We start from the raw sequence: 11,328 nt of genomic DNA, 5'->3' as shown, positions 1-11,328 counted from the left end.
TGGAGGCCAGGGGGCCGAGCAGGGCCAGGGCCAGGAACGTGGCGGCCCGCGCCCGGCTGGAGACGACGGGCGGCCTCAGCCGCCCGGCGGCCGCCACGCTGGGGTGCAGCGCGGCGGAGCCGACCAGGACCGCCCAGCCCAGCCAGGTGATCGTGGAGAGGGCGCCGGCCGGCCGGCCCGCCGCCAGGTCGAGCAGGTAGGCGCCGTCCGCGACGAACAGGGAGACGTAGGAGACGCTCAGCAGGAGCAGCCACGGCGCTCGGCCGCTGTCGAGCGTCATCCGCAGGATCATGCCCAGCAGGAACAGGTCGACGATCGGGCTGACCAGCGCGAAGGCGAGCTCCGCGCCGGTGTAGCCGCTGTGGTCGATCACGGGGTTGATGAAGAACGCCCAGAAGGGCATGGCCACGCCGACGGTGATGATCGCGGCGTCCAGCAGCGCGGCCCAGCGCGAGCCGCCGCTCCGCAGCCCCAGCACGGTCAGCGCGACCAGGCCCAGGCCGTACGAGAGCAGGGTGGTGATCTGGTAGGCGCTGAGGGCCGCGGGGAGGCGCAGCCACGTCCAGCCGACGCCCCAGAAGAACGCGGACGCCACCCAGGCCAGCGTGATTGTCGTGCCGATCAGCCGCCAGGCCCACAGGCGGCCCAGGCCGTACCGGCGGATGCCGACGAGGACGGCCGCCAGCGACGAACCCTGCAGCACGACCCAGCACAGGGCGTCCAGGACGGGGGAGACCGCGGCCGCCGACGGAGCGGCCAGGGCCAGCGCGCCCGCGGCCAGGAGGTACGTCAGCCAGCCGTACGGCTCGCGCACCAGGCGCGATCCGCCGGTCGGCGTGACTCCGCGGGATGTCCGGCTCATGCTCTTCTCTGGATCTGCTCCGGCAGGAGGGTCGTGGAGCGGGGCGAGCCCCGCTGCGGGCGCGCGGGACCGCCGGTCCCGGTGCCACCGGGGCGCCGGGGGCTGGTCCCGGCGGCCGCCGGGCGCTCCTGGGAGGGCCGGAGCCGGTGCGGTGCGCGAGGGGCCGCAGCCCTACGCGTCCGCTCCGCCGGTCTCCCCGCCGGTCTCCCCGCCGCCCTCGGTCCCGCCGGGAGTTCCGGGAGCCCCGGGACGCAGCATGCGGCGGAGTGCGGCCAGGGCGTCCTCGTTGGGCGAGGCGGCCTCGCGGTTGGCGGTCTGCAGCTCGCGGAAGATCTCCTCGCGGTGCACCGGCACCGAGCGCGGCGCGCGGATGCCGATCCGGACCACGTCCCCCCGGACGTCGAGCACGGTGACGACGACGTCGTCACCGATCATCAGGCTCTCCCCCGAGCGGCGGGTCAGCACCAGCACGTGCGGCTCCTTCTCTCACCGGGGGACGTATCGGCAGCCTAACCGATCTCAGACGGATACCAGGGGAGCCCGGACCGGCAGGTCCGAACCGCTGAGCACGGTCTGGACGGCCCGGCGGGTGGCGGTGTCCACCACGATCGGGGCCATCAGGTTGGCCGTCGCGTCGGTGATGGAGCCCGGCGCGGTGACGATGAGCAGGACGAGGAGGTTCGAGGTCTCGCCCGCGCCGAGCATCGCCAGGGTCTCGTCGTCGATCTCGGGCTCGTAGCCGGGGAAGAACGGGTTCGGCGAGATGACGAGGAAGCGCAGGTCCGGGTCCTCCAGCGAGCGCAGGGAGTACAGCACGCCGTCCTCGTCGACGCGCACGAGCACGAACCGGCGGTGGTTCGCGAAGCCCGGCATCGGGCAGACGAACTCGATCGTCGGCAGCTCGCCGCCGGTGGTGTCCACCGGAGCCGCGGTGTCTGCGTTCATCGGGCGGTCCTCTACAGAGATCATTTCAGGAAGTCCACGAGTGAGGGCTGCACGACCTTGGCCGTCGCCGCCAGCGCCGCCTGGTAGGCGGTCTGCTGGAGGGTCAGCTCAGTGATCGTCATGGGCAGGTCGATGTCTTCGATGTCGGACAGCTGGGTCTTGAGACTCAGAATCCGGGCGTCGGCCGTGTCGCGCATCTGTGTCACGCGATTGTAACGAGCACCGATGTCGGCGACCTCGGTCTGCATGCTTTCGATGCTCGTGTCGAGGCGGGTGAGGTCGCTGGTGAGGGCCCCGGGGTTGCCCTTGAGGTTCCTGGCGATGTCCGACAGCACGGTGAACAGCTGGTTGCTCCCGGAACCGAAGACCCTCTCGCCGTCGGAGTTGACCGCGATCTTGGTGTTGTCCCCGATGCTGCGGAGCACCTCGCCGCCCTGGCCCTTGTAGGTGCCGTCGCTCTCGTACGCCACCGAGCCGGAGGCGGCGCCGCCGAAGACGGGGCGGCCCAGGTAGGTCGTGTTGGCGACGCCGATCAGGGAGTCCCGGATGTTCTCGATCTCGACGGCCAGTGCGGTGCGCGCGCTGGCCGAGCCGCCCGCACCGGCGGACATGCCCTGCAGCACCAGCTCCCTGGCCCGGTTGACCTGGCTGTTGGCGTTGGTCAGCGCGGTGTCGATGGTACCCAGCCAGCCGAGGCCGTCGTCGGTGTTGCGGATGTACTGCTCCTGCGTGCGGATGTCGCTGCGCAGGGACAGGGCCGAGGTGGTGCCGGTGGGCGAGTCGGAGGGCCGGGAGAGCTGCTTGCCGCTGGACAGCTTCTGCTGGATGTCGTCCAGGCGGGAGATGTTGCCCTGCAGGTTGTTGAGCACCCTGGTGGAGATCGAGCGTTCGGTGACGCGCATGTAGGTCATGTGTCATCAGCCCCGGATCATGCTGAAGAGGGAGTCGAAAGTGCCGTTGATCGTGTTGATCATCTGGGTGGCTGCCTGGTAGGCGCGCTGGTAGAGCAGCATGTTCGCCATCTCCTCGTCCAGGCTGACCCCGGACTGCGCCGCGCGCTGGGCGTCGTTGTTCTGCGTGACGCCGGCCTGGATGGTGGTCCGCCGCTGCGCGGCCTGGGAGGCGACGCCCAGGGCGGTCACGGTCTCGCGGTAGAACCGGTCGGGACCGCCGTCGGCCTTGGCGAAGCCCCCCAGCACGTCGGCATTGCCGGCGTCGAGGTTGCCCTTGACCGGGAGCGGAAGCCCGGTGTCGGGGTCGGTCCCGGTGGCCGGGGCCACGGACGAGGCCGCGACCTCCGCCGGGTCGGTGAGGCCCACCTTGATCGTGGCGGCCGTGATCACCGTGCCGGTGGTGGGGGTGAAGAAGTCGCCGCCCGCGGCGCCGTTGAGGTCGTAGCCCCTGGTGTGCTGGGTGTTGACCGTCGAGGCGAGCCTGGCCGCGACCCCGTCCAGCTTGGCCGCGTATTCCGGCAGGACCTTGTTGAGCGACTGCAGCGACGAGGCGAGCTCGCCGGAGGCGATGCCCGCGTCGGTGCTGCTGTCCCTCCACTGCAGGGCGACCGCGTTGGCGACCGGGTCGGCCATCACGTCGCGCAGCGAGCCCCCGCCGGCGACCTTGAGCTCACGGGCGGTGCCCCCGTCGACCAGCTTGGCCCCGCCCAGGTGGACGTCGACGGCGCCGTTGCCGAGGGTCTTGGAGGTGGAGCCGGTGAGCTCGGCGAGCCGCAGCACCAGGCCGTCGCGCTTGTCGGCCAGCTCGCTGGCCGGCAGGCCCGCGGCGGTGGCGCGCACGATCGCCTTGTTCAGCTGGGCGACGGTGTCGGCGGCGGTGTTGACCTCGGTGACGTAGGAGTCGAGCTGGTCGGCGGTGCTGTTCCACAGGGAGTCGAGGGCGTCGTCGCTGCTGCGCAGGCTGTCGGCGACGGTGCCGCCGCGCTGCAGGAGCTGGGCGCGGGCGGCCAGGTCCCCGGGCTGGTTGACGACGTCGTGCCAGGCGTTCCAGTAGTCGGACAGCTGCGACTGGATCCCGATGTCGCTGGGCTCGTTGAAGACCTCTTCGATCCGGGTGTGGATCGCCTCCTGGCCGGCGAGCTGCGCGAGCTTGGCGTGCTCGATCTGCCCGCGCGACTCCAGGAACGCGTCGCGCAGGCGGGTGACGCCCGACGCGGTGACGCCGTTGCCCAGACCGTCGCTGAGGGAGTGGACGGCCGGGGTGACGACCCCGCCGACCGAGTTCAGCTCGACCCGCTGGCGGGTGTAGCCCTCGGTGTTGGCGTTGGCGATGTTCTGGCCGTTGACGTCGAGCGCCTGGCGCTGGGCGTACATGGCGCTCAGCGCGGTGGAGATGCCGGAGAAGGTGCTCATCTGCTACATCGCCTCATTGACGAGTCGTGAGGAACGGCCTGCGGTGACGGTCTCGCCGGAGCGGCCGTAGGTGGCCACGGAGCCGGTGACGTTCATCAGCGCCTCGTGGACCGCGCGCGATCCGACGGTGAGCAGCTCGCGGTTGGCCTCGGCGAGTGCGGTGATCTCGGCGGTCAGCGTCAGGAACGCGGTCCGGTGCTGGGTGAACAGCTCGGCCCACGGGCCGCCGGCGGCCTCGGCGAGGGCGGCCAGGCTGGGCGCGGGCGGCAGGCCGAGCTCGGCGGCCACCTCGTCGACCTGGGCCGCGCGCAGGATCTCGGCCCGGCGGATCTGCTCCAGGACCATCTCCACCTCGCGGGTGGCGTGCGGCAGCCAGCGCGTCTTGCCCGCCGCCAGTACGAGTTGCTCCTCTTCGAGTTTGAACAGCAGGAGGTCCAGCATCTCGCGGACTCGCCACAGCGTGCTCGACAGATCGGCCAAACCCATCCGTCCCGCCTTCTCAGTCGTAGGGGGCGCCTGGACGGCGCGCTTCCTCACCGGACCCCGTCGGCATCGGACCGCCCGGCCTGAGGACTTCCCGGTCAGGTACGCGAACTATGACCGCCCGTGCTCGCGCCATGACGAGAAGTGAGATTCCGCAACCGTTCGGCAACCGAAAGCAACCGGTTCCTACCTCTTTGTGCCTGTTTTCTCTACATGTCGGCACCGAACGGGCCGAATGCACCACTTCCCAGTACATCGTCACGAGAGGGCTGCACGTGAGGACCCAGGGCACCACGACCACCGTCAGCCGCGAGATCGAGAACCTCGTCCGCGAGCACCTGCCGCTGGTGGGTCACATCGTCCGCGAGACGCTCATGCGGGTCCCCTCCCACGTCAACCGTGACGACCTCACCTCCGCCGGCCTGGCCGCCCTGGCCGCCGCCGCCCAGTCCTTCGACCCCGAGCGCGGCACCCCCTTCGGCCGCTTCGCCGCCGTCCGCATCCGCGGCGCCCTCGTCGACGAGCTGCGCGGCCTCGACTGGGCCAGCCGCTCGGTGCGCAGCCGGGCCCGCCAGCTCGACACCGTCCGCCAGCAGCTCAGCGGCTCCCTCGGCCGCACCCCGACCAACCGCGAGCTCGCCACCGCGCTGGGCGTCGCCGAGGAAGAGGTCGAGTCCATCGAGGAGGACGTGCAGCGCGCCGTCGTGCTGAGCCTGCAGGGCTTCGCCCCCGGCACCGCCGAGGACATGGTCCAGGAGCAGACCGCCGGTCCCGAGGAGCTGCTGCTCCACCGCGAGCGCCTCGGCTACCTGACCCACGCGGTCGACTCGCTGCCCGAGCGCCTGCGCCTCGTCGTCACCCGCTACTTCCTCGAGGAGCGGCCGATGGCGGAGATCGCCACCGAGCTCGGCGTGACCGAGTCCCGCGTCTCCCAGCTCCGCGCCGAGGCCCTGGTGCTGCTGCGCGACGGCATGAACGCCCAGCTCGAGCCCGCCATGGTGAAGAGCCCCGAGCGCCCCGACGGCTGCGTCGCCAAGCGCCGCACCGCCTACTACGCCGAGATCGCCGCCAAGGGCGACCTGCGCAGCCGCCTGGCCCTGACCGACGCCCTCGGCGCCCCGGTCGCCCGCGTCGCCTGACCCCCTGAACTTCCCGTACGGCAGGCGCCTCGCGCGCCCTCCGGCCGCACGCCGTACGGGCTGAGAGACCCGGCCGGAGAAATCTGAAAAAAGCCGCTGAGAAACCTTCAGCGCCTCCGGTCGCCGCCGATGAGAGTGGCAGACCGGACCACGGAAGGACCGGCAAGGCCCTAGTCAAGGAGGAAAACACCATGGGTCTGCGTATCAACCAGAACATCGCCGCGATGAACTCGTACCGGAACCTGTCGGTCAACGACAACGCGATGTCGAAGTCCCTGGAGAAGCTGTCCAGCGGATTCCGCATCAACCGGGCGGCGGACGACGCGGCCGGCCTGTCCATCAGCGAGGGCCTGCGCGCCCAGACCGGTGGTCTGAAGGTCGCTGTCCGCAACGCCCAGGACGGTGTCTCGGTTGCACAGACCGCTGAAGGTGCGCTCACCGAGACGCACTCCATCCTTCAGCGTATGCGTGACCTTGCCGTTCAGGCTTCCAACGGCGGCTCCCAGGACGCTGCCGCCCAGGCGGCGGCGAACAAGGAGTTCGGCGAGCTCAAGACGGAGCTGGACCGGATCGCCAGCACCACGGCGTTCGGCACCCAGAAGCTGCTCGACGGCAGCTACGGCTCCCAGTTCCAGTCGAGCGCGAGCGCTCCGGCTTCGTTCGGTGGCGTCACCGTCTCCGGTACCGCGGCCGACAACCAGTTCGACCTCACCGCCGAGGTCAACGGCAGCACCCAGACCGTCACGGTCACGCTGCCGGGCGCCGGCGGTGCCAGCTACGCCACCCCCGAGGCCTACGTTGACGCCGTCAACGCCGGCATCAAGAGCGCCCTGCAGGGCGTGGGCGGCGACGGCAGCGAGGTCAAGCTCACCTCCACCATTGACCCCAACGGTGGCGGCGTGAGCTTCAAGATGGTCGGCAAGGAAGCCTTCCAGACGGCTAGCGTCGGTTCCGCTCTGACCGGTGTGTCGGCGCAGAACGTCACCGTTGCCACTGGTTCGGGCGGCGTGTTCCAGGTCGGCGCCAACAACAACAACGATGAGCGCATCAACGTCGAGATCGACGCCATGGACGTCTCCAACCTCGGTCTGAGCGGCACCGCTCTGACCGACACCACGGCGGCCCAGAACGCGATCGACGACCTCGATGACGCCATCTCCCAGGTGTCCGACCAGCGTGCGAAGCTCGGTGCTTACCAGAACCGATTCGAGCACACGATCAACAACCTGAACGTCGCGATCGAGAACCTGTCCGCGTCGGAGTCCCGCATCCGCGACACCGACATGGCTCAGGAGATGGTGGGCTTCACTCGCAACCAGATCCTGTCCCAGGCCGGCACCTCGATGCTCGCTCAGGCCAACCAGGCGCCGCAGTCCGTGCTGAAGCTCCTGGGTTAATCCGAGAGGCGCCCTGAGTCGATCTGAGGGCGCCCACCGGGCCTAGGCAAGAAACGGGAGGGCGGCCGGCGTAATCCGCCGGCCGCCCTTTCGCCTGTTCGACGTGCCCTCTCGACGGGGCGGGCGCGAACGCCCGCCGGCGGGCGTGCACCGAAGAGAGGACTCGCATACGTGACCAGCAGCATCGACGGCCTTGTCAGCGGGCTGAGCACCAGTTCACTGATCTCCCAGCTCATGCAGGTAGAGGCTGCCTCGCAGACCAGCCTCAAGACCAAGGTGACCGCCCAGCAGAAGGTCCAGTCCTCCTACCAGGCGATCAACACCAAGCTGGCGGCGCTGAAGACGGCCGCCGACGCGATGTTCGCCGACGCGACCTGGACCGGCTCGAAGGCGGCCTCGTCCTCGGCCGCGGTCACCGCGACCGGGACCACGGGCGCCCCGACCGCCACCCTCACCCTCGACGTCGTCAACCTCGCCCGGGCGCAGGTCCGCACCGCCACGTTCGCCTCCGCCACCGACCCGGTGCTGGCCTCCGACGGCAGCCTCCCGCCCGTCACCGGCGTCAGCATCAAGATCGGCACCGGTGACCCCGTCGACATCACGGTGGCCGCCGACAAGAACAACCCCCAGGGCCTCGCCGACGCCATCAACGCCAAGAAGCTGGACGTGCGGGCCGCGGTCGTCACCACCGACCAGGGCACCGTCCTCCAGCTCACCTCCACCAAGACGGGCACGGCGGCCTCCTTCGACTTCGTCGGCACCGCCAGGTCCACGGCCTCCTTCGCCACCGCCACCACCCCCGCGCTGGCCGACCAGGCCGCGGGCGTCGACATCTCGATCGACGGCGCGCCCCCGGTGAACGTCGCGGTGGCCGCCGACAAGAACACCCCGCAGGGCGTCGCCGACGCGATCAACGCCGCGGGCATCGGCGTCACCGCCAAGGTCACCACCGTCGCGGGCCAGGGCCCCAAGCTGGAGATCTTCCACAGCAAGACCGGAACCGCCGGGACGCTGGAGGTCACCGGCCTGGCCGTGGCGCCCACCGACACCCGCACCGGGTTCGCCGGGACCACCAACGTCGCGGTCACCGCGCAGGACGCGAAGATCAGCGTGGGCAGCGGCGCCGGCGCCTACACCGTCACCAGCGGCAGCAACACCTTCACCGGCGTCATGCAGGGCGTGTCCCTGTCGGTGAGCAAGGTCGAGACCGGCGTCACCGTCACGAGCTCCCCCGACAGCGACGCCGTCGCGAGCAAGATGCAGGCGTTCGTCGACGCCGCCAACGCCGCGCTGAGCGAGATCTCCAACCAGACCTCCTACAACAGCGTCTCGAAGACCAAGCAGCCGCTCACGGGCAACTTCGCCGTCCGACAGATCACCCAGACCATCCTCGGCCAGGTCGGAAACGGCCAGACCGACTACGGCAGCTTCTCCCAGATCGGCGTGCAGCTCGACAAGGGCGGCAAGCTCGCCTTCAACCGCGAGAAGTTCCTCAAGGCGTACGCGGCCGATCCCGACGCGGTCAAGAACGCGGTGACGGCCAAGGACCCCGTGATCGAAGGCAGGGTCGACGCCCAGGGCAAGCCGGTGCCCAAGACCGAGGTCACGGGCATGATGGGCCTGGCGGAGAAGCTGTCGATCATCGCCAACAACAGCACCAACGGCATCACGTCCGCCATCAAGGGCGGTGAGAACACGATCACCGACCTCAACAAGCGGATCGACGCCTGGGACCTGCGCCTGGAGAAGCGCGAAGAGGCCCTGCGCAAGCAGTTCAGCGGTCTGGAGGTCGCTCTCGGCAAGTTGAACCAGCAGTCGAGCTGGCTGGCCGGCCAGATCGCCAGCCTCCCCACGATCCAGAACGGATAGCGCGTCATGAACAACCCCTCCATGCGAGCCCGGTACATGGCCGACGCGGTCACCACGGCGTCCCCCGGCAAGCTGCTCGTCATGCTGTACGACCGGCTCGTCCTCGACCTGGTCAAGGCCGAGGAGGCCCTGGGCCGCGCAGACAGGGAGACGGCCTCCGCCCAGCTCCAGCACGCCCAGGAGATCGTCATCGAGCTGCGCTCCTCGCTCCGGATGGACGTCTGGGAGGGGGCCAAGGGCCTCTCCGAGCTGTACGGCTTCCTGCTCACCCAGCTCATCCAGGCCAACGTGCGCCGTGACGCCGCCCAGGTGGTGTCCTGCCGCGCCCTGGTCGAGCCGCTGCGCGACGCGTGGCGCACGGCCGTGGCCGAGGCCGGCACGGTCGGCGCCGCCGCCCGGGTGGCGTAGCCGTGAGCGCGCAGCGACCCGCTGCCGACGAGTGGCGTTCGGCCTGGTGCGCCGCGCTGGACGCTCTGGAGATGGACGTGGTCGCCGTGGAGGAGATGCTCTCCGACGACCGCCGTACCCGTGAGATCCCCGTCGCCGACCCCTGGTCGCCCCCGGAGGGCCTCGGGCCGCTCCCGCTCGACCTGAGGCCCCGCGCCGACGCCATCCTGGCCCGGCAGATCGCGGTGGCGCAGGCCATGACGCTCATCATGGCCGGCAACCGCCGCCAGGCCGCGATGATCGCCCGTGTGGAGTCCGGCAGCAACGGCGCCCCTCGCCCCGTTTACATCAACTGCGCCGCCTGATCGGGATTTTCGGGCGCAGACCTCCCGCTTCAACCGTGCGGCGGTGCTCACGATGCGAGCACCGCCGCACGGCTACGGCCTCGGCTCGGCCCGGTCGTCCAGGCGCCGGACCCTGAGGACGTTGTCCGTGCGGATGACCGGCCGCCCGTCGGGGGCGGTCTGGGTCCGCTCGTGCTCCTCGCAGCGCTGCACCTCCCACCGCCCGTCCGGGAGGTCGAGGGATTCGAGGACCTCCTGCGGGGTGGGCAGGTGCACGCCGTGGTGGTCGTGCTCCCAGGGCGGGGGCCCCGCGTGCCCGACGATGAGGAGCGTCCCGCCGGGAGCGGTGGCGGAGGCGGCGGTCCGCAGGATCTTCTCTCGCGGCAGGTCGCCGTGCGAGTGCAGGAAACAGGCGGAGACGAGGTCGAAGGCGCCGTCGGGGAAGGACGCCCCGAGGTCGTGCCACTGCCAGTCGACGCGGTCGGCGACACCGGCCTCGGCCGCGTGCCCGGCCGCACGGCCGAGGGCGACGCGGGAGATGTCCACGGCGGTGACGCGCCAGCCCTGCTGGGCGAGCCAGATCGCGTCGGCCCCCTCACCGCACCCCAGGTCCAGCGCCCTGCCCGGCTCGAGGCCGGTGACCTCCCTGACCAGGACGGCGTTGGGATTCCCGCTCCAGATCCGCTCGCTCTCGCTGTAGCGGGCGTCCCAGAGCTGCTCGTCCGTGACGGTTTCGTCCGACATCGGGGTGTCCTCCTCTGTGTCTTCTCCGGGGTGCGATGATCGCCGTCCCCTGCCCGAACTATCCGCCGACGGTGACCGGTTTGACAAATACTATTGCCAAAACAGCAAAATCGAGGCCGTGAAGGCTGCGAGCGGCCGCACCTCCCGCCCCGACGGCTGCGCCCCCTGTACGGCGAGCGCGACGTCTTCGCGGAACCCCCACTGTTCACGCCGTAAACACCGGCCGGGCCGACGGCGCCCCTCCGCCGCCACCCCAGGAGGAGCGTTCTCGCCGGTCACCGCCGTGACCTCCCCCTTTCGTACGGCGCGGGATCACACCCGGCCGTCGCCCAGACGCCGGGACACCACGGACCCCGGCCCGTGCCCCCTGCCGCCTCCCCTGGGGAAGGCTCGGTTCCCGGGCGCGTGAGAGGTCCGGGATCCCCGGCGGTTTCGGGGCTTTAGGGTTTCCCGGATCCGGCAACCGGGCTGCACCTCTCCCGCACTGGCACCGCTACGTCCGGACGGCTTACTGGATGTCGAAGGCCGCTACAGCAGGGCTTTCACCGGCCCCGCCCGAGCCCCTCCGGGAGCTCGGACGGAACCGGAGTCCTGTCGCCACACAAAGGAACCGCCTTCATGACGTTCGCCGCCCGCCTCACCACCAGTGCCCGTCTCCTCACCGCCACCCTGGGTCTGACCCTGACCGCCGGACTGAGCGTGATCACTGCCGGTACGGCCAGCGCGGACACCGGTGAGGGCGAGCAGGTCATGCTCAAGGGCGCCACCACCGCGTCCTACTACTGGGACGAC

Annotated in this window: 12 protein-coding genes; 5 read left to right on the top strand and 7 right to left on the bottom strand. The window is 70.6% G+C overall.

Going from position 1 to position 11,328, the window contains the following annotated elements; translation table 11 throughout:
• From IEZ07_RS34775 to IEZ07_RS34750, 6 genes are all read right to left on the bottom strand, one after another.
• Window positions 1–862, bottom strand: an 862-nt coding sequence (locus tag IEZ07_RS34775) for a hypothetical protein (RefSeq protein ID WP_191898689.1), incomplete at its 3' end; no start/stop codon positions are given.
• 171 nt (window positions 863–1,033) lie between these two features.
• A complete protein-coding gene (gene csrA, locus IEZ07_RS34770) occupies window positions 1,034–1,333 on the bottom strand; it encodes a carbon storage regulator CsrA (RefSeq protein ID WP_191898688.1) in 300 nt (99 codons plus the stop codon).
• Window positions 1,334–1,381: 48 nt separating this feature from the next.
• Entirely contained in the window at window positions 1,382–1,807 is a 426-nt protein-coding gene (locus IEZ07_RS34765) for a flagellar assembly protein FliW (protein WP_191898687.1), read from the bottom strand.
• Window positions 1,808–1,827: 20 nt separating this feature from the next.
• Window positions 1,828–2,718 carry a flagellar hook-associated protein FlgL gene (flgL, locus tag IEZ07_RS34760; protein WP_191898686.1) on the bottom strand — a complete coding sequence of 297 codons (891 nt, stop codon included), beginning with the start codon at window positions 2,716–2,718 and terminating at the stop codon, window positions 1,828–1,830.
• Between the two features lie 6 nt (window positions 2,719–2,724).
• Entirely contained in the window at window positions 2,725–4,173 is a 1,449-nt protein-coding gene (gene flgK / locus IEZ07_RS34755) for a flagellar hook-associated protein FlgK (protein ID WP_191898685.1), read from the bottom strand.
• A gap of 3 nt (window positions 4,174–4,176) precedes the next feature.
• Window positions 4,177–4,659, bottom strand: coding sequence for a flagellar protein FlgN (locus IEZ07_RS34750; protein WP_191898684.1), 483 nt, complete (start codon window positions 4,657–4,659; stop codon window positions 4,177–4,179).
• 272 nt (window positions 4,660–4,931) lie between these two features.
• On the opposite strand from IEZ07_RS34750, the gene IEZ07_RS34745 reads away from it, so the two are divergent.
• The 5 genes from IEZ07_RS34745 (at window position 4,932) to IEZ07_RS34725 (ending at window position 9,813) form a co-directional block, all read left to right on the top strand.
• Entirely contained in the window at window positions 4,932–5,795 is an 864-nt protein-coding gene (locus tag IEZ07_RS34745; protein WP_204054794.1) for a sigma-70 family RNA polymerase sigma factor, read from the top strand.
• A 191-nt stretch (window positions 5,796–5,986) separates the two neighbouring features.
• Window positions 5,987–7,192 (top strand): flagellin N-terminal helical domain-containing protein, encoded by a 1,206-nt coding sequence (locus IEZ07_RS34740; RefSeq protein WP_191898682.1) that lies wholly within the window; start codon window positions 5,987–5,989, stop codon window positions 7,190–7,192.
• 171 nt (window positions 7,193–7,363) lie between these two features.
• Window positions 7,364–9,061 (top strand): flagellar filament capping protein FliD, encoded by a 1,698-nt coding sequence (fliD, locus tag IEZ07_RS34735; protein ID WP_191898681.1) that lies wholly within the window; start codon window positions 7,364–7,366, stop codon window positions 9,059–9,061.
• A gap of 6 nt (window positions 9,062–9,067) precedes the next feature.
• On the top strand, window positions 9,068–9,469 hold the full coding sequence (fliS, locus tag IEZ07_RS34730; RefSeq protein WP_191898680.1) for a flagellar export chaperone FliS: 402 nt from the start codon (window positions 9,068–9,070) through the stop codon (window positions 9,467–9,469).
• Between the two features lie 2 nt (window positions 9,470–9,471).
• The gene (locus IEZ07_RS34725) at window positions 9,472–9,813 is read left to right on the top strand and encodes a hypothetical protein (RefSeq protein WP_191898679.1); all 342 of its coding nucleotides are present in this window, start codon (window positions 9,472–9,474) and stop codon (window positions 9,811–9,813) included.
• A gap of 72 nt (window positions 9,814–9,885) precedes the next feature.
• Here IEZ07_RS34725 and IEZ07_RS34720 read toward each other — a convergent pair whose 3' ends face one another.
• Window positions 9,886–10,536, bottom strand: coding sequence for an SAM-dependent methyltransferase (locus tag IEZ07_RS34720; RefSeq protein ID WP_191898678.1), 651 nt, complete (start codon window positions 10,534–10,536; stop codon window positions 9,886–9,888).
• Window positions 10,537–11,328: the final 792 nt, after the last annotated feature.

This window comes from Planomonospora parontospora (genome assembly GCA_014647935.1).
Classification (GTDB): Bacteria; Actinomycetota; Actinomycetes; order Streptosporangiales; family Streptosporangiaceae; genus Planomonospora; species Planomonospora parontospora.
This window is presented reverse-complemented; position numbering and strand designations above follow the sequence as displayed.